The sequence below is a fragment of the Humidesulfovibrio sp. genome (genome assembly GCF_030689645.1).
Classification (GTDB): domain Bacteria; phylum Desulfobacterota; class Desulfovibrionia; order Desulfovibrionales; family Desulfovibrionaceae; genus Humidesulfovibrio.
The window spans coordinates 94,757-119,855 of the sequence record NZ_JAUYFU010000048.1 but is presented as its reverse complement, the minus strand read 5'-3'; the positions used below and the strand labels follow the sequence as shown (position 1 = coordinate 119,855).

Genomic DNA, 25,099 nt, shown 5'->3' with positions numbered 1-25,099 from the left:
CCCCCTAGGAGTCGAAAAGCATGGCCGCCATAACCTTGGCGTCCTTGATGCTGCACTTGATGGAGGAGCGCTCGTTGGGTTGATGGGCGTTGTGCATCAGGGTGCTCCACACTGCGGCCTGATGTCCGGCGCGGCGAAGATACGCGGCCACTGTGCCGCCGCCGATGCCTTGCACTTTAGGATTGTTGCCGAAAACCTGGCGCACCGCCGCCATGAGTCTGGTGACTATTTCGCTGTCCACCGGCGTGGGCGGGGCGGCCTGCTCGCGCTGCACGTATTCATAGCTTATGGTCACGCCGTGCTCGCGCTCGACGGAATCCCCAATCTCGTGGATGGCCGCCATTATATCGTCCAGGTCGTAGCCGGGCATGATTCGGCAATCCAGATAGAACACGTCGCGGCCAGGAATGGTGTTGATGTTCTCCACGTTGGCCTCTTTCTTGGTGGGCTGGAACGTGGAGTGGGGCGGGTCGAAAAGAGGATCCTGGCGATCGAACCGCTGGTGCAGCTTGGGCGTTTGGGTGATGAAGGCCGAGGCCGCCAGGAGCGAGTTGATTCCTGCCTTGGGCGTAGAGGCGTGGCACTGTTTGCCCTCCACAATGACCTTGAGCCAGAGCATGCTCTTCTCGGCGATTTCGATCATTTCCGACGTTGGCTCGCCAAAATCGGGCACAAGGAATAAGTCTCCAGGGGAGAAAATCTCCGGGTGGCGCTTGACCACATAATCAAGTCCGTACTTGCTGCCGGTCTCCTCGTCAGCCACCAGCAACACCCCGTAGTTCATGTCCGGGGTGAGCTTGAGATCGAGCAACGCCTTTGCAACAACAAGAGAGCTGACGATGCCCTGATGGTTGTCCTCTACGCCGCGGCCAACGAGGATGTCCCCGTCGACCTTGAGGGTGTAAGGATCACTGTCCCAAAGGGCCAGATCCCCCGGCGGCACGATGTCCGTGTGAGAGATGACCCAGAAGGTCTTGGCGCTGTTTCGTCCGGGGATAATTGCAGCGATGCTTGGCCGGTAGCCACAGGGTACGTGCGGGTCAGGCGCGCGCATCTCGCGGATTTCGGCGAATCCCATGTCCTTGAGATAGGACTTGAGGAATTCGGTCTTGTCCTTTTCGCCTGGGCCGCCATTGAGCGGACCGAGGGCGGGGATGCCCACCAGGGAGCGTTGCAGATCGATGATTGTCTGTGCCGAGGACTCGAGATGCCGATTGATTGCGGCGAGCATTGGGGGCTCCGTGGTGCCGGGTTGCGACCGGGGTCGCTGGTTTGGAAAAAGAAAAGGCGGGGTCGCCCCCGCCTTTTTCGCTTGGTCGGGCTAGCGGCCCCTGGCGGCGCGCTTGGACGCCTTCAGCGGATTGACCTTGGTCTTGCCTTCCTTGTCCACAGTGGCTTTCACGTGGGTGGCAAAGTTGCAAATACCGCGGGTCCATTTGGTGGCGGGGTCGGCATAGGCCGGGCAGAAAGACTGTTCTTCAAAGGCGGCCACGCGCTCGCAACCGGCGCAGTTCTCCACAACGGGAGAAAATATGAAGCCTTTAAAAGACATGCCTTCAGCGGTCATCACAGCGCCTGCAAAGACGCTGGCCTTCTTTTTGTCTTCAGCCATGGGAATGTTCCTCCTTGTCTGGCGCACATGCGGCTGCCAGGGTGTCATCAGAAAATAGAGAGCGGTTCTTTATGCACGGAAGGCCCAGCTTGTCAAGCGCAGGCCATGACTTCTGGCCTTGGGATCAGGCCATTTTACCAATTGATTTAATGAGCACGTCCGTCACTTTCTGTGCGTTTAGCTTAAAGATGGCCAGAATGTCGTCCCAGGTCACTGGGGCCTCGTCCATCTTCCAGCAATCGTAGTCCGTGCTCATTGCGATTGAAGCGTACGGAATCCCGGCCTCGTTGGCAAGAATGCATTCCGGTGCAATGCTCATATTGATGACATCCGCTCCCCAGAGGCGGAACATGTTCGATTCAGCCCTGGTTGAGAAGCGCGGCCCCTCGATGGTGATGACGGTGCCGGTCTTATGATGCTGGATGCCTAGCTCCTGGCACGAGCTGTTCAACAGTCCGCGCAGGGCCGCGTCAAATGGTTCAGCCATTGGCGTATGCACTGGTTCGTGCGGGGCGAAGGACTCGTGAAATGTGAGCGCCCTTTGTCGCGTGAAATCAATGAATTGGTCCAGAACCACCAGATCGCCCCGCCCGATTTCCTGGCGAAGTGATCCCACCGCTGTGGTGGAGAAGATGGCTGTGCAGCCCAATTGCTTCAATGTGTCGATGGCGGCGCGTGAGTTCACCTGTGAGGGCGGCACCGTGTGCTCCCGGCCATGCCGAGCAACAAGGCAGACCTCGTGGTTGGCGATTGTGCCGACGCGAACCGGGGAGGGGAGTTCTCCGTAGGGCGTGGCGATACGTTTATCGTGTGGGTTCTGTAGGATGTCGGGGTTGTCCAGGCCACTGCCGCCGATGATGCCGATGATGCCCATGAATAGCGGCCGTCCTAGAGTTTCAAGAGATATTCGTGCGGTATTCCGGCAAGCTTGCTGGAGCCATCCAGGAATCCGAGCTCGATGAGGAACCCGATGCCTGCCACATTGCCGCCAGAGTTCTGCACCAGTTGGATCATGCCGCCCGTAGTGCCGCCCGTGGCCAGCAGATCGTCTATGATCAGAATGTTGTCGCCAGGCTTGACCGCGTCCACGTGCATTTGCAGGCTGTCTGTGCCGTATTCAAGTTCATAGGTGACGGAATTCGTTTTGTAAGGGAGTTTACCGGGTTTGCGCACCGGGATGAACCCGATATTCATTTTATATGCCAAGGGGGCGCCGAAGAGAAAGCCGCGCGCCTCGGCTGCGACGATCTTGTTGGCGCCGCTGTCCTTGTAGCGTTCAGCCAGCGCGTCGATGGCGTAGCGGAAGGCTGCCGGTTCGGCCAGGAGCGGCGTTATGTCGAAAAAGGTGATGCCAGGCTTGAAGTCAAGAACGTCGCGGATATAGTTTCGCAGATCCATTGGGATAGCTCCTTCCTGTAATGATGCGAGGTTTTACAGAGTCCTTAAAGCGGTTGTCAACTGGCAGGGCAGTTGGTAAGCTTATCTTATGAATGATGATAGCCAGACCGGTCGATACGCCCCGGCGAAACGCAGCCTTGGGCAAAATTTCCTGGTTGACCCGAACATTTCCCGCAAAATAGTCGACGCTCTGGACCTTAAGCCAGGCGACCGCGTTCTTGAGATCGGCCCAGGGCGGGGCGCTTTAACTCGCCATGTGGCAGATCGTGCGCCAGGGCGTTATGTCGTGCTGGAGATGGATGATGCCCTTGCGGATGAATTAGAGCGCCAGTATCCGGGCATTGAGGTTGTCCGTGGAGATGCCATGGCATACCCTTGGGGGCGCCTGCTTCAGGAGGACGATTGGAAGATCGTCGGCAACCTGCCCTACAACATCGCGTCTCCGCTGATTTGGGACATCGTGAGCCAGGCTGCGTTTGCGCGTGCGGTATTTATGGTGCAGCTAGAGGCAGGCCAGCGCCTCGTGGCTGGTCCGGGGGGGCGAGACTATGGCGCTCTTTCGGTCTTCGTTCAATCGCATGCACAAGCGGAGTTGCTGTTCAAGGTTCCGCCGCAGGTTTTTCGGCCACAGCCTAAGGTCACCTCGGCGGTCTTGCGATTTTTTTTGCACCCGCAAAGGCCTACACAAGTCGATGCGATGCGTCTTTCTTCCACTCTGCGCATGTGCTTTCAGCAGCGGCGCAAACAGCTTGGTACAATACTGAAATCAAAGAATATTCCCTGTTTCGCCGCACTCCTTCAGTCCCTGGATATCGACCCGATGCAACGCCCGGAGACGCTTGCGCCAGAACGGTTTCAGGCTTTGGCAAAACTATTGCCATCTGATTTTCTTGCTTGACTTGCCTTTTGCTTTGGTGTTTATCCAGGTCCAGTTGCATATTGCGGCAGGTACGGAGTCATTCGTCTCTGCTGCAAGTGAGGTAAGAGGATGGAGCGCCCCGGCCTGCCGGTCTGTGTTACCCACCCAGACCATACAGAATTTCAAGGCAGACTCGGATAGGTCCGGGCCGCAAACAGTGACCACCAATGAGGAGGAAGGACACATGACTAAAGCTGAGCTGGTTGTCAAAATTGCTGAAAAGGCCAACCTTACCAAGGCCAATGCCGAGCGCGCCCTGAATGCTTTTATCGGTGCCGTTGAAGACGTCCTGGTGAAGGAAGGCAAGCTGACCCTTACCGGCTTCGGTACCTTCCAGGTGGAGAAACGCAAGGCCCGTGTCGGTCGCAACCCTCGCACCGGCAAGGAAATCAAGATTCCCGCCACTAAGGTCGTGAAGTTCCGTCCCGGTAAGCTCCTGAAGGACGCAGTAAAGTAAATTTGGAGGGCTTCCCATGATGCTTCGCGGTGAGACTGTTCATAGCCCCTTGCCCCAGGATCTGCCCTGGTTTCAGGCTGACCATGCGATTTTTTTTGGCGTGCTTTACATCGTTCTGTTCGTCATCTGCTCCGGGATGGGCTACTGCATCCTGAAGTCCTGGTTTGACTGCTGCAACGACAGCCATAACTCCGCGCACTAAGCTTTCGCAGGCAGCTAACTTACGAGTTGTTCGTGGGCCCTTCCGGTGAAGGCCGGGGGGGTCCAATATCCTCTTTCTCTTTCTTCTTGCATTGTGTCAAGGGTTGGGGTAGAGGTTCGCTCTTCGTTTGACCAGATCTGTTCGGGGAGGTGATTCTATTGCCCGGTATTTTGTTGGATGACAGTGATAACTTCGAGATCGCCCTGCGTCGTTTTAAGAAGCAGGTTGAAAAGGCCGGCGTCCTCTCTGAGCTTAAGAAGCGTCAGCACTACGAGAAGCCCAGCGTTCAGGAAAAGAAAAAGAAGGCGGCCGCTAAAAAGCGTCTCGTCAAGAAGATGCGCAAGTCCAGGATTGACGGATGATCAGCATCCAGGGACGCATCGAGTCCGACTACATAGTGGCCTATAAGGCCAAAGACACGGTTCGGCTGGCTGTCTTGAGGCATCTCAAGACAGCCGCCAAAAACCGTGAGGTAGAAGTTTTGCGTCCTCTTAATGACGATGACTACCTTGAGATCATCGCCCGCCAGATCAAGCAGCGTAGAGAATCACTTGAACAGTACGAAAAGCATGGCCGCGCCGAACTCGCCGCAGTTGAGGCCGCAGAGCTTTCCGTTCTTCAGGACTACATGCCCGCCCCCTTGACCGAGGCCGAGTTGGTGCAAGCCATCGACCTGCTTGCCAAAGAGACGGGTGCACAGGGGGCCAAGGATATGGGCAAGGTTATGCAGGCCCTTATGCTCGCGTACAAGGGACGCTACGACGGCAAGAAGGCCAGCGAAGCCGTTCGAGCCCGACTTTCTTTGTAGCTGGCGGCCCTTCATGGAACCGAGAACCCTGCACCTGCTGGAGTTCCCGAAGGTCCTGAGGGAACTTTCGGGATTTGCCGTCTCCGAACCCGGAGTCGCCGCATGTCTTGCGCTCCACCCCCTCGCCACGGCTCAGGCCGTACAGCAACAACTCACTTTACTGGACCAGACCCTGCGCTGGGTTCGTGAGTCAGGCTTTCGTCTGGTGGCCTTCCCTGATTTCGCCAATTTTTTTCCGGAACTAGATATCGCGCACCGTGTTTTGGACTTGGACGCGCTCTTTGCCCTTTCCCAGACACTCGAACAGGCGCGGCATGCCCGCGAACTGCTTGAGCCTTACCACGAGCGCGGTTGGGACGAGCTCACCGAGGCCGTGGCTGGCGCGCCCTGGCCACAGGCCACCTGGTCTGGCCTGAAACGCTGTCTTGATTCGGATGGACGGCTCAAAGATGAGAGTTCTCCTGGCTTGTTCTCCGTGCGGCAGGAAATCCGCAGCATCCATCAGCGCTGTTCCAAGAGGGTAAAGGACTTCGTTCTTTCTGAAAATATTTCTCATTATCTTCAAGATGACTACATCACTATTTCATCTGACAGGTATGTTCTGCCCCTCAAGGTTAACTTTAAGAACCGCTTCCCGGGCATCATCCACGACTACTCCCAGACCGGTGAGACCTGCTATTTCGAGCCCATGTTCCTGGTTGAGATTAATAACACCCTACAGGAACTCAAGCGCGAAGAACGCGTCGAAGAACGTAAGGTCCTTGAGTATTTGACCGGACTTGTCAGGCAGGAGCGCCCCGGCGTTGTGGCCAGCTACGACAGCCTTGTGCAGTTGGATCTGCTCATGGCAAAAGCTCGCTTGGCCGACGCCACCGGAGCGCGCGCGCTAGATATTGGCCCGGATCTGCCTGCCCGGCTCATTAAGGCACGGCACCCCTTGCTGGCCTTGCACAACGCTGACACGCAACCGCTGGACATCAAGCTCCAGGAAGGGCAGTTGGCGCTCATCGTCAGCGGCGGCAACGCCGGCGGCAAGACTGTTTGCCTCAAGACTATGGGGCTTATAGCTCTTATGGCCTTTTCCGGCCTTCCTGTGCCTGTTGCCGAGGGGTCTTCCCTGCCGCTGTGGACCGACATCTTTGTTGTTCTTGGCGACGAGCAGAGCCTGGAAGAGCACGTGAGCACCTTCACTGCGCAGATTCAGTATCTTGCCCGCGTTTGGGACCGCGTGAACGACAAGACTCTTTTCCTGCTTGATGAGTTCGGCGCTGGCACTGACCCTACCCAGGGCGCCGCCTTGGCCCAGGCTGTCATCGACGGGCTGCTGGACCGTGGCGCCGCCAGCTTCGCAGCCACGCACTTTCCAGCGCTCAAGGCTTATGCACTGGCCACCCCCCGGGTGCGCGCCGCAAGCGTTCTTTTCGACCCGAGCACCAAGAAGCCTCTGTACCGTCTGGCCTACGACCAAGTGGGCGCGAGCATCGCTCTCGACGTAGCACGCGAGCATGGCTTGCCACGCACCATTCTTTCCCGGGCTGAACAGTACCTGCTCCTGGATGGCTCGGACACCAGCGCCGTTCTTGAGCGCCTGAACTCCCTTGCGGTAAAGCGCGAGCGCGAGAACGACGCCCTTGCGGATGAACGCAACGCATTGCGCAAGAAACGCGACACCCTCGAAGCCCGCTACGAGAAGGAACGCGTGAAGGTGTTGGGCGAAGTCCGCGAACTGGCTCAGGGCGTGCTGCGCGAATGGAAGACCGAACGCATTGGCCGTAAGCAGGCGCTCAAGAAACTTTCTGAGGTGCGCGAGCGCCTTGAACCTGCTGTGCGCGATGATGCACCGGCAGTTGCTCCAGACCTCAACTGGGCTGAGATTACCTCTGGCCAGCGTGTGGGCTATAAAGCCTGGGGAAAGGCTGGCGTTGTTCTGGAAAAGGATGAGCGCAAGCGTCAGGTTAAGGTAGATTTTTCTGGTGTGGCCATGTGGGTGGCTTTTTCAGAACTGACTTTGGACGGGAAAAGTGCCCGCAAGACAGAACGCGTATCGCAGGGCGTGACTGCGGAACTTGGCTTCACCCCGAGCATTGATCTGCGTGGTCAGCGCGCTGACGAGGCCTTGTCCGCCCTCGGACAGTTTCTGGACGCCTCGCTCCTGCGTGGAGCAAATGGTGTTGAAATCGTTCACGGGCGCGGCACCGGCGCTTTGCGCAAGGAGATCCACGCGTATCTCCGCACGGCTCCTGGCGTGGCGGCGTTCACCTTGGCCAATGAGGATCGTGGCGGCGACGGCATGACCGAAGTGACGCTTAAATAGCGTCATCTCAATAGGGAATTGCGGTCCATGGACAAGCAGGTCATTCAGACGCTCAAGCAGCGGCTCAACATCGTTGATGTTGTTCGGCGCTATGTCTCGCTTAGGCCCGGTGGCGGACGTCAGATGGGTTTGTGCCCGTTCCACCAGGAGAAGACGCCCTCCTTCAGCGTGAACGAACACGAAGGCTTTTTCTATTGCTTCGGATGCCAGGCCGGAGGCGATGTGCTGGACTTCTACCAGCGCGTCAACGGGTTGGAGTTTAAGGACGCACTCGAACAATTGGCGGCGGAAGCCGGTATTGAACTCAAGGCGTTCAAGCCAGACCCGGAATACGACGAACGCCAGAAACTGAAGCGCTTGTGCCTTGAAATGCACGATGCAGCGCAAGAGTATTATCGCCGCAACCTTGATTTGGCTGCGGGCGATGTTGCGCGTGTATATTTGCAAAAGCGTGGTGCGGACAAGGACGCAGTAGCGGCCTTCGGTCTGGGTGCAAGCTCGGATGACTGGCACGGCCTGTCGACATTTCTCGCCTCGCGTGGATTTTCTCCTGAGCAGGGAGTTTTGGCTGGGCTCTTGTCGCAGAACGATCGCGGCAAAATTTACGACCGTTTTCGAAGCCGTCTCATCTTTCCGATACAGAATTTATCAGGTCAGGTTATTGCCTTTGGTGGAAGAATACTTACAGATGGTGAACCCAAGTATCTGAACAGCAGCGACACGCCCATTTATAAAAAGGGGGAACACCTCTACGGACTCTTCCAGGCCCGCCAGGCCATGACCCGCAGCAAGCGGGCAATACTCACGGAAGGGTATATGGATGTGCTTGCGCTGCACCAGTTTGGCTACACGGATGCCTGCGGGGTCCTCGGAACCGCCCTCACCCAGGATCAGGTGAAGCGGGTAGCAGGATTTTGCTCGCGCATGGTTTTGATCTTTGACGGAGATACAGCTGGCCGTAAGGCGGCGTTGCGCAGCGCGGAAATGATTCTGCAATACGGCACCAAGTGCAGCGTGGTGCTCATGCCTGACGGCGAAGATGTGGACAGCCTGCTCCAGAAGATGGGGCGCGAGGGCCTGGACGCTCGCCTGGATGCGGCGCTGGATGGACTTGATTATTGCCTGGAAGTGGTGCGAGAGGGGTTTTCGCCGCGTGAAATCGTGGCCTGGGCCAATGGGTTTTTGGCGCATCTGGCCGATAACTCCTTGCGACCATTTTACATCCCGCGCCTGGCCCTGGGCCTTGGCATTGCAGAAGCAGATTTGCGCCGCTTCGGAGGCGGGCAGGGCAGGCTTGGAACGGGTGGACAGAGTGCTTCGCCCCAGACAAGACAAGTTTCGCAGCCCCAGCAGGAGCGAGCTCGAGCGAAGTCCACCGGTAACGACCAAAGTACGGACCGCCGTTTTTTGTCATTGCCTGTGCATTACCCTGAATATATTGCTGAACTCAACAAGAGAGGGTTCGAGGTTCTTCTGCACACGGATTTGGCCAAGAACATTTGGAGTCAGCTTCGCATGGCGTCTTCACACGAGGATATGCTGTCTCTTTTCCAAGGCCCGGAGAAGAATGAATACTTGATAGTGAAGGAAGAGCAGCCGCATCACGAAGGCGATGCATTAACTATCGAATGGCAACATATATGTTCGCAGATTGAAATCGCAGGTTTTCGCCTTAAGCGTGAGCAGGTGAAAGAAGATATTCGTATCGCTCAAGAAAGTGGCGATACGCAAGAGTTGATGAGACTCCTGGTTGTCCTAAAAGATCTCAATGCCCCCAGCAGGGAGGACGAATGAATAATCTCAAAGAAATCCAGCAAATTAAGCTTCTTATAGCCAAAGGGAAGAAAAACGGATTTCTGACCTTCGAGGAAGTGGGCAAGACTCTGCCCACAGAGATGAACACCCCCGACCAGCTCGAAGAAGTGATGAGCATCTTCGACCAGATGAATATTGTCATCGTGGACAGCGAAGAGAACGGCAAGAAGCTGACCACCGAGACCACTGACACGGACGAAGAGCTTGACTTGGTGCCCAGCGAAGGTGACGATGCTGCCGATTATTCCTCCCGCAGCACCGACCCCGTGCGCATGTACTTGCGCGAGATGGGCGCAGTGCCTCTGCTTGACCGCGAGGGTGAGGTGGTCATCGCAAAGAAGATCGAGAACGGCGAGCTTGAGGTGCTTTACGCCCTTGTTGAGGTGCCTGTGGCCGTTGAAGAGCTCGTCCAGGTGGGCGAAGACCTCAAGAACACACGCATCAAGCTCAAGGACGTGGTCAAGACCATTGAGGAGGATGACCCCACCGAAGACGAGATGAACCAGCGCCAGCGGGTCATCTTCCTGCTCGACGAGGTCAAGACGCTCTTCAAGAAAAAACGCAAGATCTACGAGAAGCTTGACTCCTGCGCCCAGTTGGACCGCCGCGTCACCGGCGTGCAGAACGAGATTCTGTCCTACAAGGAAGAGATCGTCACCCGCCTGCGCGACATCAAGATCGAGAAGACGCTCATTGACCGCATCATCGAGACGGTATCCGACTACGTCCGCCAGATGCACAACTGCCAGCGCGACCTCTCGGCCTACATTCTTTCCGTGGGCAAGAACCGCGACGAAATCGTGCGCATTTTCCGCGCTGTTGACGACCGCGAGATGAATCCTGTCAGCGCTGCCGACGCCCTCGGCATGTCTGTGGAGGAGTTTTTCTCCTTCAAGGAAATGCTTTCCGGCAAGATGGAGATCATCACCCGCCTTCAGGACAAGTGTTGCCACAATGTCGACGACCTGGAAGAAGTGCTCTGGCGCATCAAGCGAGGTAATCTGGCCGCCATGCGCGCCAAGCAGGAGCTCATCCGCGCCAACCTGCGTCTTGTTGTCTCCATTGCCAAGAAATACACCAACCGCGGCCTGCAGTTCCTGGATCTGATTCAGGAGGGCAACATCGGCCTCATGAAGGCCGTGGACAAGTTCGAGTACCAGCGTGGCTACAAGTTCAGCACCTACGCCACTTGGTGGATCCGCCAGGCCATCACCCGCGCCATCGCGGACCAGGCGCGCACCATCCGCATCCCGGTGCATATGATCGAGACCATCAACAAGCTTATCCGCACCTCGCGCTACCTGGTGCAGGAGCTTGGCCGCGACCCCTCGCCGGAAGAAATCGCCGAGCGCATGGATTACCCGGTTGAGAAGGTAAAGAAGGTCCTTAAAATCGCCAAGGAGCCCATCTCTCTTGAGACGCCCATCGGCGACGAAGAGGATTCGAACCTGGGCGACTTCATTGAGGACAAGAAGGCCACGGCCCCTGCGGAAGAAGTGGTGAGCACCAAGCTTTCTGAGCAGATCGCCAAGGTGCTTGCCGACCTGACGCCTCGAGAGGAGCAGGTGCTGCGCAAGCGTTTCGGCATCGGCGAGAAGAGCGACCACACCCTTGAGGAAGTGGGCAAGCTGTTCAACGTCACCCGCGAACGCATCCGCCAGATTGAGGCCAAGGCTCTGCGTAAGCTGCGCCACCCTGTGCGCAGTTCCGTGCTTCGCTCCTACTTCGAAAGCTAACCCCCCGCATAAAACATTCGGGCGGGGAGGGCGATGAACGCCTTCCCCGCCTTTTTTTCACCACCACGGAGTCTCCCGTGAAATTTATCGTCCTTACGCTGTTTAGCCTGCCCTTCCTCGCCTTTGTCCTTGATCTGCTGCTTGGCGACCCTCGTCGCTTGCCGCATCCCGTCAGGCTCATCGGGCGCTGGCTGGACTGGCTTGAGCCCACTGCCAAAGCCTTGAATCTGTCGCAGCGTGTCAGTGGGGCCTTTTGTGTTCTCAGCACGGCTGCTCTTTGCTATTTGGCGGTGCAATTTTTGTCTGAACTGAAGTTCTTCGGTTTGGCAATGATGTTTTATCTGGCCTACGCTGGCCTCGCGCTCGGTGAACTCATCGACAGCGCTCGCGATGCCCTTGACCTCATTGAAGAGGATGGGCGTTTGGACGAGGCCCGGGTAGCCGTTGGTATGCTGGTAAGCCGCTCCACCACCGACATGGAGGCCGACGACCTGCGCAAGACCTTGGCCGAGACAGTGAGTGAAAATTTCAGCGATGGATTTGTTGCCCCAATGTTTTATCTTGTTCTTGGAGGCCCGGCACTTATGTGGGCGTACAAGGCCGTGAGCACCATGGATTCCATGTGGGGGTACAAGACGGATCGTTTCCGCGACCTCGGGTGGGCCGCCGCCCGCACGGACGACCTCCTGGCGTACATTCCGGCGCGGATCTCGGCTTTTGTCCTCATTGGTGTCGGTGCGCTGTTGCGACTCAACTGGCGTGAGTCACTCTCCCGGTTCCGAGCCGACGCTGCGACCATGGACAGTCCCAACGCGGGCTGGCCAATGTCCGCCTGCGCCTGGCTCATGCAGGGCCGCATGGGTGGCCATGCAACCTACTTCGGCGAACCAAAATTGAAGCCAACGCTCGGTCCGGCAGGTCAACTTTGGAGTATAGAGAAACTTAAGAAATTGTTTAGACTCGTTGTGTTCTCTGGCTTTGCGGTTGTCGTGCTGCTCCAGGGGCTCAAGGTTGCTCTCACAGCCTGGTAATCCTATTTCTTTTGTTATCCATCTCGGCGTAACGCTGCTCGGCGAGCGATTCGACAGCTTTCAGGCACCAAAAAAGGCCGACTGGGTTCTCCCAGTCGGCCTTTTGCGTGTGTAACCAGAGGGCCTGCTAACCTAGCTCAATATTCCGATCATATGCTTCGCTCACTGCGTCGATGATGATGCCGCGCATGGCCATACGATCGAAGTGCATGGTTGCACGGATTGTGGATCCGGCAGGTGAGGTGACCATCTCGCGCAGTTCCGCGAGATGCAGGCCGCCTTCCTCGGCAAGCTTGGCCGAGCCGCTGAACAAGGCCTTGACGATCTCCGTCGATTGGGCGCGTGGAAGGCCGAGGTTCACTCCGGCCTCAACAATGGCGTCCATGACATAGAACACATAGGCCGGGCCGCAGCCTGCGACGGAAGTGAACGCATCAAAGAGCTTCTCAGGCAGTTCATGCACCTGGCCGAGGGGCTTGTGCATTGCGCGCAGGAACTCCCGGCGCTCCTCATCCAGGTCGGGGTCGTCGAAGCACAGGGCGAACACCCCAGCGCCAACAAGGGCCGGGGTGTTGGGCATGATGCGCACCACGGGGCAGAGTCCGCCGGAAAGCTCCTTGAGCCGCGTCATGGTGACGCCCGCGGCGATAGACAAGAGGCAATGCTCCGTCGTCAAGTCCGGCGCTAAGTCAGCAAGAACGCCCGCCAGATGCTGTGGTTTGACGGCCAGCAGCACATAGCGGCATTTCTTCACCAAGTCGCGTGGGGTGGCCTCAATCTTGAGACCAACTTCCTGACTCAGTATTTCAAGCTTTTCTTTGTTCAGATCGCAGCCGTGGACCTCCAGCTTCTGGGCGGCCAATCCCTTGATGATGGCCGTGCCCATATTGCCGACGCCAATGAAGCCGACGCTCTGTTTCATGGCTTTAGCCCACCAGCTCCAGGGAGCTGAAGAAGTAGGACACTTCCACCTTGGCGGTGTCGGGCCCATCGGAACCGTGGCAGGCATTGGCTTCAATGCTCTTTCCGAAGTTCTTGCGGATGGTGCCTTCGGCAGCCTTGGCCGGGTCGGTTGCGCCCATCAGATCACGGTAGCGGGCGATGGCGTTCTCGCCTTCGAGGGCCGAAACGACCACCGGGCCGGAGATCATGTACTCGACAAGATCCTTGAAAAAGGGGCGTGCGCTGTGAACGGCGTAGAAGCCTTCGGCCTGCGCGCGGGTCAGCTGAATCATCTTCATGCCCTTCACGGTCAGGCCCGCGTCAAGGATCATCTGGATGATGGCGCCAGTCTGCTTGGCGGCAACGGCGTCAGGCTTGATGATGGAAAAAGTGCGTTCAGTCATGTGCGTGTCCTCCGGGGGAATGAGTGTAGAAAGCGGCCAGTATTGGCCGCTTGTATTCGTGTGTTGGGGAAATGCACCTTAATGAGGCTTCAAGTCAAGGGCTTTCAAGTAATGAGACCGCCAACGGCGGCCTCCCGAGTGATGCGGTGCAAACAGCAGTTAGAAATGCAGCTGCTCGTCCTTGATGATTTTAAAGCTCTTGTTTCCTTTCACGCGGCCAGGTAGGCCGTAGAACTTGCGCACGCCTTCGATCTCCACCTCAAGCAGATCCTCGGCGTCCGTATCCAAGAGCAGAATATCCCCCACATCAAGGTTCAGGAGCTGACGTCCAGTGATGCGCGTCTTGCCCAGGCGCACCAGGAACTCGACAGGGGTCTCGAAGAGGCGCTCCTTGAAGCGGTTGATCCACACATGGTCCACCTCCAGGCGTTCGGACTGGAAGGAGGCGTGGAGCTTGGAGCGAATGGGCTCCATGGTGGCGTAGGGCAGGCAGCAGATGAGCGAGCCAATGGCGTTTTCCAGCTCCACCTCAAAGGTGATGACAATGACCACGTCGCTTGGGGGCACAATGGCTGCGAACTGCGGATTCACCTCAGAGCGCACCACTTCGATGTGCACCTCGTGCACCGGTTTCCAGGACTCCTCCATGTTGGCAAGGGCAACTTTGACGACCTTGTCAACGATGGCCTGCTCAATGGGCGTGAAATCGCGGCCTTCCACCTTGGGTTGTGAGCCTGCGCCGCCGAAAAAGTTCTCGACCAGTGCGAACACCAGGCGCGAGTCCACCACAAGCAGGGCATTTCCGCGCAGAGGCTCCATTTTGAAGATGGAGATGCTTGTCGGCACTGGGAGGGAGCGCATGAAGTCGCCAAACTTGGACATGTCTATGGAGATTGGGTTGATGTCTACGCGCTTGCGCATGGTGTTGGCGAGGGCGTTGGTGCACAGCCGCGCGAAGCGGTCGTTGACGATCTCGAGGACCGGCATGCGGCCCCGGATGATGCGGTCTTGGTTCGTGAGGTCAAAGGGAACGATGCCGGAATCATCTTCCGGTATGTCGGGTGTGGTTTCAACCTCGCCGCCAGAAAGACCGCGGAGAAGGGCATCCACCTCATCTTGTTCAAGAATCTTACTCATGTCCGCGATTCCTCGTGGGCCGCATGGTCTGCCAGGGCGAAAATAGCCACCCGGTCATGAAATATAAGCAAAAATCGGACCGATGGTGTTTCGAGTTAAGGGGCGAACGGTTTCAAACACGATAGCCCGAGCAGGGCGGCGTTGGCAAGGAACATCACTGGGGCGACAGAGACGTAACCGTAACCACCTGCACTGAGGAGTCTTTTTCCTTGAGCCATTGACGCAGCGCAGCAACGGTCTCTTTGTGCGGGTGGCCGATGGCGATGGCGTGTCCACGCTCCCGCGCCAGGGCTTCAGCCTTGCGCAATTGCTTCAGAATGGCGGACACAACCAGCTCATTGTCAAGAAACACGTCGCGCTGATGTGCTCGAATGCCGAGCTTTTTGGCTTCGACCACTCCCACGCTGGCGGCGGTGGTGCGGCTGTCCAGGAAGAACAGGCCCTCGTCCCGCATGGCGGAAAGGGCTGCGCGCATGCCCAGATTGGACTCGGTAAACTCTGATCCCATGTGGTTGTTAAGGCCGATGGCTCCGTGAACTCGCTTTGTTGAGCGGTGCACGGCATCCTGGATCTGTTCGGCGGTCATGGTGGTCAAGAGCGCGTGAGGGCCTGGCGCCACCTGGGGGTAACCCTTGGGCTGCATGGGCAGATGGATCAGGATTTCACGTCCAGCGGCCTTTGCGATCTTAAGGACGTCCTCGCGGTTTCCGCTGTCTGGCCATATGGAAAAGGCCACAGGCACGCCGAGTTTTGCCAGTTCGCGGGCAAGTCCCACGTCCTCTCCCATGTCGTCGATGACAATGGCAAGGCGCCCTGCGGCCCGTTTGGGTTCCTCTGGCTTTGGCGCCTCTGCGGGCAGGTGTAGGCGTTGCGTTGGCAGTCCGTCTATGGAGATATCCCAGTTCTCAGGGGAGATGCGTAGGAGCTTGGCTCCAGGCACAAACGACGCCAGTTCCTTGACGAGTCGATCATGCAATGCCTGCCTGTCTGACGGAGGCAGGCGCAGAATCTCGACGGTGTATTTCTGCCCAGCGTGCTCGCGTTGTTCAGTGCTCACAACCTGCGGCGCAGCAGCTTCCGGCGACACGGCCTTGAGGCTTGCACGCAAGGCTTTGTCGGCAAGCTTTGCCCTTTTGGCAACCTCACCTTCGCGTGGCTCGTCCAGGGTGGCATTGTGTGTAGGGAGGACAGGGGGCGCAGGGAACTGACGGGACAGGAAAAAGCCGCCGACAAGTCCGGCAAACAATGCCAACGCAATCCAGACTGCGGAATTGCCCCTTCGCTTGGGGCTCCTTCCCTCGTTTGAAGAAGAAGAACCAGGCCGGGATGGTCCAGCCTGGTCCTTGTTGTCCGTAGGTTTCGTCATGTGCGCAGGCGGTTACCGGATGTCCCGAATCTTGGGCAAGGTCTTGACCATTTCCAGGCCCAGGCGCAGCTGGTTGTCCTTATCGATCATGTTCCGGGCGGTTTCATTTTCCGCGCCGGGCTTTGCAGCGCCTTTCTTGCCCTTTTTGGCGGTGCCGTTCTCCAGGTGGCGGGAGAAGTCCTTCTCGCGGAAAGTGAAGCGGTCTTTGAGGTTTTTGTCCTCATCAGAGGGCGGAGCGACGAAGGGAATCTCAAGATCCGGAACGATGCCCTCGGCTTGGATGGAGCGGCCATTAGGCGTGTAGTACAAGGCTGTGGTGAGCTTGATGCCAGAGCCGTCAGGCAGGGAGACCACGGTCTGCACAGAGCCCTTGCCAAAGGTCTTTTCACCCACCAGCAGCGAGCGTTTGCGATCCTGCAGCGCTCCGGCCACGATTTCCGAGGCGGAGGCGCTGCCTGCATTGATGAGGGTTACGAGGGGCACCTGGGTGAGGTCATCCTGGGACTTGCGGCCATTAAAGTCGCGGCGTGACTGTGGGTCTTTGCCCTGAATGTACACGATGAGCCCATCGGCCAGAAAGGTGTCGGCCACGGTGACGGCCTGATCGAGCAACCCGCCGGGGTTGTTGCGCAGGTCGAGAACGATGCCCTGAATGGGGGTCTTCTTGGCGTACTCCGTGATCTTGTCGTGCAATTCCTTCGTGGTGTGCTCGTTGAAACGGGTGATGCGGCACATGAGGTAGCCCTTTTCGAGCTCCTGTGTCTTCACGCTGACGATGGGGATGGTTCCGCGGGCGATGGTGACGTCAATGGGCTGCTGCGCCCCTTTGTGCAAGATTGTCAGAGTGACGCTGGTTCCCTGGGGGCCGCGGATCTTCTTCACTGCCTCGTTCAGGCCGATTTCGGAAGTGGGTTCTCCGTCGATCTCCAGAATGATGTCTCCGCTCTTGAGACCGGCCTTGTAGGCGGGCGTGTCTTCAATAGGGGAAACCACGATCAGTCGTCCGTTCTCGGAGCTGATCTCGATGCCGATGCCGTGGAACGCGCCACTGGAGGAGACCTGCAACTCCTTGAAGTCGTCGACCGAAAGGAAGGAGGAGTGGGGGTCCAATTGCTCCAGCATGCCCTTGATGGAATTCTGAATCAGTTCAGCTTTGGTTACCGGTTTGACATAATGGGTCTCCACCATGTCCACCACCTGACTGAATCTGCGCAGGGCCTCAAACTGGTCATCTTTACCTGAAGCCGCACCAAGCGGGGCCGGTGCCACGGCCAGGGTGAGAAGCATGACAAAACAAACAAACCAGATGCCAATGCGCATAGTTCCTCCAAAAGACAAATCGGCCGGGAATTTCGACCGCTACTGGGCGGGCATGAGCCACTGCTGGGGATTAATGGGTTTCTGATGAAAACGCAATTCGAAATAGAGTCCGTTGCCGTGGGCTTCCGGGTAGTACCCGGCATGTCCTATGGCCTCGTCCTTTTCCACATCCTGCCCGGTCTCTACGCTCACATCCGATAGGTAGGCATACAGGCTGTAGTAGTCGCCGCCGTGGTACAATATGACAACTTTGCCAAGCCCTCTCAGAACATCGTTGTGCACCACCTTGCCCCAGAACACGCTACGCACCGTAGCGGAATCGCTTGTGGCGATGCCGATGCCCCTGCGTGCGGGCTTGCCATCCGGAGCGAAGGTGGCGACAAGCTTGCCGCCCACGGGCCAGGGTAGCGAAGACTTGAACGAGTCGAACTTGCGGCTGCGCTGGCTCACCAGCTGGTAATTCAACTGCTGGATGGTCTTGATGATGGACTGAAGCTCGGACTCGAGGTCACGACGCTGGTTGCTCACCTGACTAATGCGCGCGTTGGTGGACAGCTTGTCCCTGAGCAACGTGTCTTTGTCTGCGTTGATGCCGACAAGCTGGCGGTCCACCTGTGCCTCAAGCTCTTTCTGCTTGGCCACCACTCCGGCTAGTTCCTGCTCCTGGCGTCGAACGCCTTCAAGCATGGAGCGGGCGCGGTTGTAAGCTGCGCTGTTCCACTGAAAGCGGCGGTCGGCTGTGTCCCAGCTGTCAGCCAGACGCGCGCCTTCGTGCATACCCTGGGCATTGATGGGCCACAGCAGATCGAGCAGACGGCGTAATTCGCGTACGGACTGCTCGCGCCGCTTGCGCACAACTTCGTACTGTTCAGCGTATTTGGCCTCTTCCTTGCGGATAATATCGAGGGCCTCTTCCTGCTTGTCGATACGGGCCTGCGCAGCTTTCATGCGTTGGTCAATTTCACTGAGCTTGCCGACAAGCGCCTTTTCTCGGTCGGCCAGCTTCTGCACTGCGCCCTTACGTTCATCTGCCTTCTGGCGTTCTGATTGAAGAGCTTTTTCCAGGTGTGCAGGCTGGGCAAGGCCCTGTCGGGACAGCAGGGGACAGGATATAAGGCAAAGGCAGAGGCAGATGGGGAAGCGGACAACGCGCTTTTGCATTCTGGTCATTGCGGCAACCGGTCTGGGTCTGGAAGCAGGTTCCGAGCAGGGCAAAGGGCGCACTTGGGTTTTGATTTGCTGCACCATTCCTTACCCGCTCGGACGATGAGGGCATGGAATTCGTTGTAGTCTTGAACCGTTTCCGGCAGGGCGCTCTGGATGATTTCCTGAACCTCATGGTAGTCGGTGACCTCTGGGATAAGGCCGTGGCGGCTGAACATTCGAACTGTGTAGGCGTCGACCACAAAGGTTGGCTTTCCCAGAGCATAGCACAAGATGGAATCCGCCGTCTCTGGCCCGATGCCGCGCACGGACAAGAGTTTGGGTCGCAAATCATAAAGGCTTTGCGTGGACAAGTTCTCTATATCGAGGCCGGACTCCTGCTCAAGGAAATCAAGAAATAAAGCCAAGCGTTTTGTTTTAATACGAAAATGCCCGGCAGGCCGGATGAGTTCTTCAACGGCCTCCGGAGCGAGGGCGCGCAGGCCGGATTCAGTCATGGCGCCAGCTTCCTTCAGGTTGGCTATGGCGCGCTCAACGTTTTTCCAGTTGGTGTTCTGGGTGAGGATGGCGCCAACGGCCACCTCAAAGGGAGTGTCTCCGGGCCACCAATGGCTCGGGCCGAGCGTTTGGCCAAAGACTTGGTACAGCCCCCGGATGGTGTCCCCCCGCCGCGACATTAGGACCCCGCGATCTCTGCGTTCTGCACTACGTTGGTCCACAGCAGGCCGCACCATTCGCCTTCGTTGCGCTGCACTGGTTCGGGCAGACCCAGGCGCAGGTATGCGCGGATGACGTCTGGAGCCTGCTCCACAAGAATGCCGGAAAGGGCCAGGCAGCCGCCAGGAGCCAGGTGGCGCAATATGTCTGAGGCCATGAAGATCAGCGGTTTGGAGAGGATGTTGGCCACAATCACCTGAAACTGCTTGTCATCCGGCAGAGAGTTGATGCCGCCCACAGCCACCTTGAAGGTGTCGGCCACGTTGTTGATGACGGCATTTTCATCCGCGCAGGCAATGGCCTGGGGATCGATGTCGAGCCCGAGGCCGGTGAGTCCCAGCTTGGCCAGGCCGATGCCCAGGATGCCCGACCCCGTGCCCAGGTCCAGAAATTCCATTCCCGTGGCCATCGCACCGGAGCGGTGCAGGTCGGCGATGCAGGTGAGGCAAAGCGCCGTAGTGGGGTGGTGCCCGGTGCCGAAGGCCATCTTTGGCTCGATGATGATGGGAGTGAACTCGGCGTGCTGCGCATCGGCAAGCCAAGGAGGCAGAATCTCAAACCTCCCGCCGCACTCGATGGGAGTGAAAAACTCGCGCCAGGACTGGCCCCAGTCCTGGCTTACGCTTTCCTCGGTGCGGATGCCGGAGTGCGGCCAGAGTTCGCCTATCTGGCGGGCGACTTCACGCCCAGCCTCGTGGTTCTCAAGGTAGGTGCTGAAATGCGTGGTGCCGTCTGTGGCCTGGGTCTCTTCCCAGCCATGCTGTATGGCACCGGAAAGAAAGACAACCCCGTCGTCGTAGTCGGCGGAAGGCAGCGAGAATTCGATTTTAAGCAGATCCTGAGTCATGTTCGGTAACATTCCATTTGCAAAAGGTTCACAGGGCGTCAAGCTATGACGTCCATAATATTGCCAGTGCCCGTTATGTCGGCGCGCATCTGGGCCACATGCAGCTGGTTCGCCTTTTCGTCCACCACAGGCTGGCCCGTTTCCGCCGCTGCGATGAGCGGCATCGGGTGTGGCTGCACCGTGGTGATTTGCCTGCCCTTGGGCAGGTGCGGCTCGTCCGGCACGGTGACGTTCTGTACCGGGTTTGGCACTGCCGCACCCTTGGAAATTGGAGTTATCCCCGACATTCCCGCCCCCAGGCCTATAAAAGACGTTTCAGTCTACGCCTTGTTCGACTCAATAATATCATCCAGTGCCGCAGCAAAGGCAAGCAGATCATCGGCGCTGATGACCAACGGCGGCAAAAGGCGCAGAACCCTGCCATGGGCAAGATTGCACACGAAGCCGCGCTCCCTCAATTCCGAATGAATTTTCTCGCCAGGGGCGGAAAGCTCAATACCGATCATGAGCCCCAGGCCGCGTACGTTGCTGATGCATTCCGGGTGCTTGTCTTGCACCTTGCGGAAGGCGTCCAGGGCGAGGGCGCCAAGGTCTCGCGCCTGACCGGCCATGTCGTCACGCTTCAATATCTCAATGACCTTGGCCGCAACTGCGGAAACCACGCCGCCTCCGCCAAAGGTGGTGGCGTGGGCGCCAGGCACAAAGCCCTTGGCCACATGCTCCTGGGCCAGCATGGCGCCCATGGGCAGGCCGTTGGCCAAGGCCTTGGAGGTGGTGAACACGTCAGGCGTCAGTCCGAAATGCTGGTGCGCCCAGAATTTTCCTGTGCGGCACAGGCCGGTCTGCACTTCATCCACCATGAACAGGCACCCGGCCGCGCGGCAGATTTCCTGCACCTCGCGTGCGTAGGCCTCAGGCAGGGGCAGCACGCCGCCCTCGCCCTGGACCATCTCCACAAGCACTGCGGCGGTCTTTTGCGTCACCGCAGACCGCAACGCCTCGATATCGCCGAAGGGCACGGCGCGGAAGCCCTCGGGCAGGGGCTCGAAGCCTTCCTTGATGCGCCCGGCCTGGCCTGTGGCCGTAAGAGTGGCCAGGGTGCGGCCATGGAACGACCCCGTGAGGGTGATTATCTCGTATGCATCCTTGTAGCGCACTGTGCGCATGTAACGCCGGGCGAGCTTGATGGCTGCCTCGTTGGCCTCTGCGCCGGAATTGCAGAAGAACACCCTGTCGCAGGCGCAAGTGGAGAGCAGAATTTCCGCTAACTCAACCTGCCTGGGCTGAAAGAAGAGATTGCTGACGTGGAGGAGCTCCTGGGCCTGCTCGGCCATGACCTTCAAAAGCTCTGGGTGGCTGTGGCCCAAGTTGGCCACGGCGATGCCCGCAAGCAGGTCCACGTACTCCTTGCCGTCAAGATCGGTCATGCGCGCGCCAACGGCCTTTTCAATGGCCAGAGGGTAGCGCCCATAGGTCTGACAAAGGACTTTCTTTTCCCGGGCCACCAGCGCGTCGTATTTGCTGCTCATTATATATGCTCCTTGCGGGACTGAACGTGTGCTTACACCTTTCCGGTATGACCAAAGCCGCCCGCGCCGCGCGCGGTCTCGCCAAGCGCATCCACAGCGGTGAGCCGGGCGGTGAAGACCGGCATGAACACCAGCTGTGCGATGCGCTGACCTCGCTCAATTGTTCGCGGCTGGTCCGAGGTGTTTAAAAGCGACACGATGATCTGTCCCCGATAGTCCGGGTCGATGACGCCTACGCCTTGGCTTACAGTGAGGCCTTCCTTTGTGCCAAGGCCGCTGCGCGAAAAAATGAATCCTGCGATGCCCGGACGCATGATTTCGATGGCCAGGCCAGCGGGGATGGCTGCTCGGCCTCCGGCGGGGATGGCGAGTGTGTCAGAGTCGATGCAGGCGCGCAGGTCGAGACCGGCGGAAACATTCGTGGCGTAGGCCAGGGCGTGCTCTTGCCAAACGGGATGCAGAAAGCGCACCCGCACTTCCATGGATTCCAGGCTGGCTGCCGTATGCTGCTGGTCTGTCATCAAGATTCCTCCTTGCGCGTGGAGCGGATTTCTTTCCACCGAATCGCTTGCCTGTCAATGAATCTGACCGTGACAGAATTGTAGCATAACGAGCCTTGCATTTTCTTTGGGTGCTTTATAGGCTGTAAGCGGAAGAAATTTCATCCGTCACAACTTCAAGGAGTCCTCATGCAGGCGCTACGCGTGTTCAGCGTTGTACCCAAGCTTCCGCCCCGCCTGGAAGTTCTCTGGGACATCGCACATAATCTCTGGTTTTCGTGGAACAACGACCTCACGAACATATTTACAACAATTGACCACGCCCTCTGGGTGGCCTGTGACCAGAATCCAATAGAGCTCCTTAACAGGCTGCCCCAGCGCCGCATTGAAGAATTGTCGCGCGATGACTTCTTTCTGCAGCGTCTGGCGGACGCAAAACGCTCCCTTGACCACTATCTCATGCGCCGCCACTCCCCGTTCAAGTTTCCGGTCCTGCCGGATCGAAACATGGCCGTGGCCTATTTCAGCCTTGAGTACGGCATCGCCATGTGCCTGCCCATTTATTCCGGCGGCCTCGGCGTGCTTGCGGGCGACCACCTCAAAAGCGCCAGCGATCTCAACGTCCCGCTGGTGGCTATTGGCCTCCTGTACCGTGAAGGCTACTTCCGGCAGTACATGACTCCGGACGGTTGGCAGCAGGAGCGTTACCCGGACCACGACTTCGAGCAGATGCCCATCAAACCGGTGCAGGACGATCTTGGCAACCAACTGCGCATTTGTGTCGACCTTGCGGGGCAGAACCTATGTGCGCGTCTTTGGGAGGCGCGTGTCGGCAAGGTGCGCCTGTTTCTTCTCGACACCAATCTGCCGGACAATTCGCCGGAATTCAGACAGGTCACAGCGCGATTATATGGCGGCGGCCTGGAAATGCGTCTGTGGCAGGAAATTCTGCTCGGCATCGGAGGCATCAAAGCCCTGACCGCCATGGGCATAGAGCCTATGGTCATCCATATGAATGAGGGGCATTCGGCCTTTGCCGGCCTGGAGCGTATTCGGGTGTACATGCAGGACCACGGCCTGACTTTCGAGGCCGCAACGGAACTTACGGCTTCGTCCAGCGTGTTCACCACCCACACTCCGGTTCCGGCTGGCAACGACCGCTTCCCGCCCGACCTTATGCGCACGTATTTTGAGCAGTATTCCGCCAAGCTTGGGCTTGCGTTCAAGGTCTTCATGGCCCTTGGACGGGAAGACCCGCGCGACGAAGGCGAACACTTTTGCATGACCGTGCTGGCGCTCAGGCTTTCGCGCTTCAGCAACGGCGTGTCCAAGCTTCATGGCGAGGTCTCGCGTCACATGTGGCAGCGCGTGTGGCCCCAAAATCCAGTTGAGGACGTGCCCATCGGGTCCATCACCAACGGCATCCACGCCGCCACCTGGGTGGCCACGGACATGGCCATCCTCTACGACCGCTATCTGGGCAACTGGCGCGAGGATCCCGACTGCGGCCGCATCTGGGATCAGGCCGAGACCATCCCCGACGCCGAGCTCTGGCGCACACATGAGCGTCTGCGCGAGCGGCTGGTGGATTTTGTGCGCAAGCGCCTGCACAAGCAGTTGAAGGACAAGGGCGCCCGCCACAAGGAAATGCAGGTGGCCGACGAGGTGCTTGATCCGCAGGCGCTGACCATCGGGTTTGCGCGGCGCTTCGCCACCTACAAGCGCGCCAACCTGCTGCTCATGGACAAGGAGCGGCTGGTGCGGCTGCTGAACGACACTGAGCGCCGGGTGCAGTTCATCTTTGCAGGCAAGGCGCATCCAAATGACAACGAGGGTAAAAAGATCATCCAGGAGTTGCAGCAGCTTTGCCGCCGCGACGATTGCCGCCTGAGCATGGTGTTTCTTGAAGACTATGACGTGAAAATCGCCAGCCGGATGGTGCAGGGCTGCGACGTGTGGCTCAATAATCCGCGCCGGCCTTTGGAAGCCTGCGGAACAAGCGGCATGAAGGCCATGTGCAACGGCGTGCTTCAGGCCTCTACGCTGGACGGCTGGTGGGACGAGGCCTACCGGGCGGACAACAGCCTGGGCTGGGCCATCGGCAGGGGAGAGGAGTACGAGGACTTGGCCTATCAGGACTTCGTGGAGAGCCAAACCCTGTTCAACATTATCGAAAATGACATCCTGCCGGAATTCTACGATCGAGGCCGTGGCAACCTGCCGCGCAACTGGATCCGCAAGATGAAGTCTGCCTTGAGAGAGCTGGGCCCTGTGTTCAACGCTCACCGCATGGTTGAAGAGTATGTTGAGCGAGCCTATTTGCCATCCTGCCGCAATTACGTGAATCTTGTGAAGGACGACTTCCGCGCGGCCAAGGAGTTGGCCGATTGGCGCATGCGTCTCATGACCCGTTGGAGTAATTTGGCCATTGCAGACATCCGCACAGAGACCCATGCCACAGTGTTCGTGGAGGAACCCATCCTCATCGAAGCGCGAGTGCACCTGGACGGGCTTTCGCCTTCGGACGTGCGTGTTGAGATTTACCACGGGCCGGTAAGTCAGGACAGCGCCTTCACACGTCGCAACACCATGCCCATGGCTCCGGAAAAGGAGCTTGGGGACGGCTGGCATTTATACCGCGGTGAAGTGATGCCTCCAGAAGCCGGGAGGTTTGGCTTCACAGTCAGGATTTTGCCCCACCATCCGTACCTACTAGATTCCCATGCCCTGGGATTAATTCACTGGGCCTCCGTCTGATTTGCGTAGTTCAGGCCGCCTTATCTTCGGAAAGGCGGCCATTTTTTAGCTCAATTTTCGTCATTTTCGCTGGCTTTGTATTCTAGCCATGCTTGCAGAATATGACAAAAACCGAAAATTCGAC

Annotated in this window: 25 protein-coding genes; 10 read left to right on the top strand and 15 right to left on the bottom strand. The window is 58.2% G+C overall.

What is annotated here, in order from left to right; genetic code table 11:
- Positions 1–4: 4 nt before the first annotated feature.
- The 4 genes from Q8O35_RS07360 to Q8O35_RS07345 form a co-directional block, all read right to left on the bottom strand.
- The gene (locus Q8O35_RS07360; RefSeq protein WP_305571991.1) at positions 5–1,231 is read right to left on the bottom strand and encodes a M20 family metallo-hydrolase; all 1,227 of its coding nucleotides are present in this window, start codon (positions 1,229–1,231) and stop codon (positions 5–7) included.
- 90 nt (positions 1,232–1,321) lie between these two features.
- Positions 1,322–1,612 carry a PxxKW family cysteine-rich protein gene (locus Q8O35_RS07355; RefSeq protein ID WP_305571990.1) on the bottom strand — a complete coding sequence of 97 codons (291 nt, stop codon included), beginning with the start codon at positions 1,610–1,612 and terminating at the stop codon, positions 1,322–1,324.
- Positions 1,613–1,736: 124 nt separating this feature from the next.
- On the bottom strand, positions 1,737–2,486 hold the full coding sequence (gene mtnP, locus Q8O35_RS07350) for an S-methyl-5'-thioadenosine phosphorylase (protein WP_305571989.1): 750 nt from the start codon (positions 2,484–2,486) through the stop codon (positions 1,737–1,739).
- A 14-nt stretch (positions 2,487–2,500) separates the two neighbouring features.
- Positions 2,501–3,010: an adenine phosphoribosyltransferase gene (locus Q8O35_RS07345; protein WP_305571988.1), complete on the bottom strand. Its 510-nt coding sequence runs from the start codon at positions 3,008–3,010 to the stop codon at positions 2,501–2,503.
- Positions 3,011–3,098: 88 nt separating this feature from the next.
- Here Q8O35_RS07345 and rsmA point away from each other — a divergent pair, with 88 nt between their 5' ends.
- From rsmA to cbiB, 9 genes are all read left to right on the top strand, one after another.
- On the top strand, positions 3,099–3,908 hold the full coding sequence (rsmA, locus tag Q8O35_RS07340) for a 16S rRNA (adenine(1518)-N(6)/adenine(1519)-N(6))-dimethyltransferase RsmA (protein ID WP_305571987.1): 810 nt from the start codon (positions 3,099–3,101) through the stop codon (positions 3,906–3,908).
- 205 nt (positions 3,909–4,113) lie between these two features.
- Positions 4,114–4,386, top strand: coding sequence for an HU family DNA-binding protein (locus tag Q8O35_RS07335; RefSeq protein ID WP_305571986.1), 273 nt, complete (start codon positions 4,114–4,116; stop codon positions 4,384–4,386).
- Positions 4,387–4,405: 19 nt separating this feature from the next.
- Positions 4,406–4,588 (top strand): hypothetical protein, encoded by a 183-nt coding sequence (locus Q8O35_RS07330; protein WP_305572192.1) that lies wholly within the window; start codon positions 4,406–4,408, stop codon positions 4,586–4,588.
- 158 nt (positions 4,589–4,746) lie between these two features.
- Complete coding sequence (rpsU, locus tag Q8O35_RS07325) at positions 4,747–4,950, top strand: 30S ribosomal protein S21 (protein ID WP_305571985.1); 204 nt, start codon at positions 4,747–4,749, stop codon at positions 4,948–4,950.
- Complete coding sequence (locus Q8O35_RS07320) at positions 4,947–5,396, top strand: GatB/YqeY domain-containing protein (RefSeq protein ID WP_371133105.1); 450 nt, start codon at positions 4,947–4,949, stop codon at positions 5,394–5,396. Before rpsU ends, Q8O35_RS07320 begins: the two co-directional genes overlap by 4 nt.
- Before the next feature lie 13 nt (positions 5,397–5,409).
- Positions 5,410–7,710 carry an endonuclease MutS2 gene (locus Q8O35_RS07315; protein ID WP_305571984.1) on the top strand — a complete coding sequence of 767 codons (2,301 nt, stop codon included), beginning with the start codon at positions 5,410–5,412 and terminating at the stop codon, positions 7,708–7,710.
- Between the two features lie 27 nt (positions 7,711–7,737).
- Positions 7,738–9,504, top strand: a complete 1,767-nt coding sequence (dnaG, locus tag Q8O35_RS07310; RefSeq protein WP_305571983.1) for a DNA primase — start codon at positions 7,738–7,740, stop codon at positions 9,502–9,504.
- Positions 9,501–11,261 (top strand): RNA polymerase sigma factor RpoD, encoded by a 1,761-nt coding sequence (gene rpoD, locus Q8O35_RS07305; protein ID WP_305571982.1) that lies wholly within the window; start codon positions 9,501–9,503, stop codon positions 11,259–11,261. The genes dnaG and rpoD overlap by 4 nt, the downstream gene beginning before the upstream one ends.
- Before the next feature lie 77 nt (positions 11,262–11,338).
- Entirely contained in the window at positions 11,339–12,292 is a 954-nt protein-coding gene (cbiB, locus tag Q8O35_RS07300; RefSeq protein ID WP_305571981.1) for an adenosylcobinamide-phosphate synthase CbiB, read from the top strand.
- A 127-nt stretch (positions 12,293–12,419) separates the two neighbouring features.
- On the opposite strand, the gene proC is transcribed toward cbiB, so the two are convergent.
- From proC to dut, 11 genes are all read right to left on the bottom strand, one after another.
- The gene (proC, locus tag Q8O35_RS07295; protein ID WP_305571980.1) at positions 12,420–13,214 is read right to left on the bottom strand and encodes a pyrroline-5-carboxylate reductase; all 795 of its coding nucleotides are present in this window, start codon (positions 13,212–13,214) and stop codon (positions 12,420–12,422) included.
- A 4-nt stretch (positions 13,215–13,218) separates the two neighbouring features.
- Positions 13,219–13,638, bottom strand: a complete 420-nt coding sequence (gene ndk, locus Q8O35_RS07290; RefSeq protein WP_305571979.1) for a nucleoside-diphosphate kinase — start codon at positions 13,636–13,638, stop codon at positions 13,219–13,221.
- Positions 13,639–13,797: 159 nt separating this feature from the next.
- The gene (gene fliM, locus Q8O35_RS07285) at positions 13,798–14,775 is read right to left on the bottom strand and encodes a flagellar motor switch protein FliM (RefSeq protein WP_305571978.1); all 978 of its coding nucleotides are present in this window, start codon (positions 14,773–14,775) and stop codon (positions 13,798–13,800) included.
- Positions 14,776–14,929: 154 nt separating this feature from the next.
- Complete coding sequence (locus Q8O35_RS07280) at positions 14,930–15,862, bottom strand: divergent polysaccharide deacetylase family protein (RefSeq protein ID WP_305571977.1); 933 nt, start codon at positions 15,860–15,862, stop codon at positions 14,930–14,932.
- Between the two features lie 291 nt (positions 15,863–16,153).
- The gene (locus Q8O35_RS07275) at positions 16,154–17,461 is read right to left on the bottom strand and encodes a S41 family peptidase (RefSeq protein ID WP_305571976.1); all 1,308 of its coding nucleotides are present in this window, start codon (positions 17,459–17,461) and stop codon (positions 16,154–16,156) included.
- A 39-nt stretch (positions 17,462–17,500) separates the two neighbouring features.
- Positions 17,501–18,409, bottom strand: a complete 909-nt coding sequence (locus Q8O35_RS07270) for a murein hydrolase activator EnvC (protein ID WP_305571975.1) — start codon at positions 18,407–18,409, stop codon at positions 17,501–17,503.
- Positions 18,410–18,627: 218 nt separating this feature from the next.
- Positions 18,628–19,302: an endonuclease III domain-containing protein gene (locus Q8O35_RS07265; RefSeq protein ID WP_305571974.1), complete on the bottom strand. Its 675-nt coding sequence runs from the start codon at positions 19,300–19,302 to the stop codon at positions 18,628–18,630.
- Positions 19,302–20,189, bottom strand: a complete 888-nt coding sequence (locus Q8O35_RS07260; RefSeq protein ID WP_305571973.1) for a 50S ribosomal protein L11 methyltransferase — start codon at positions 20,187–20,189, stop codon at positions 19,302–19,304. The genes Q8O35_RS07265 and Q8O35_RS07260 overlap by 1 nt, the downstream gene beginning before the upstream one ends.
- Before the next feature lie 38 nt (positions 20,190–20,227).
- On the bottom strand, positions 20,228–20,440 hold the full coding sequence (locus Q8O35_RS07255) for a hypothetical protein (RefSeq protein WP_305571972.1): 213 nt from the start codon (positions 20,438–20,440) through the stop codon (positions 20,228–20,230).
- Between the two features lie 69 nt (positions 20,441–20,509).
- Positions 20,510–21,718 carry an aspartate aminotransferase family protein gene (locus Q8O35_RS07250; RefSeq protein ID WP_305571971.1) on the bottom strand — a complete coding sequence of 403 codons (1,209 nt, stop codon included), beginning with the start codon at positions 21,716–21,718 and terminating at the stop codon, positions 20,510–20,512.
- 32 nt (positions 21,719–21,750) lie between these two features.
- Entirely contained in the window at positions 21,751–22,239 is a 489-nt protein-coding gene (dut, locus tag Q8O35_RS07245; RefSeq protein WP_305571970.1) for a dUTP diphosphatase, read from the bottom strand.
- Between the two features lie 168 nt (positions 22,240–22,407).
- Here dut and glgP point away from each other — a divergent pair, with 168 nt between their 5' ends.
- Positions 22,408–24,975 carry an alpha-glucan family phosphorylase gene (gene glgP / locus Q8O35_RS07240; RefSeq protein ID WP_305571969.1) on the top strand — a complete coding sequence of 856 codons (2,568 nt, stop codon included), beginning with the start codon at positions 22,408–22,410 and terminating at the stop codon, positions 24,973–24,975.
- The last annotated feature ends 124 nt before the right edge of the window (positions 24,976–25,099 follow it).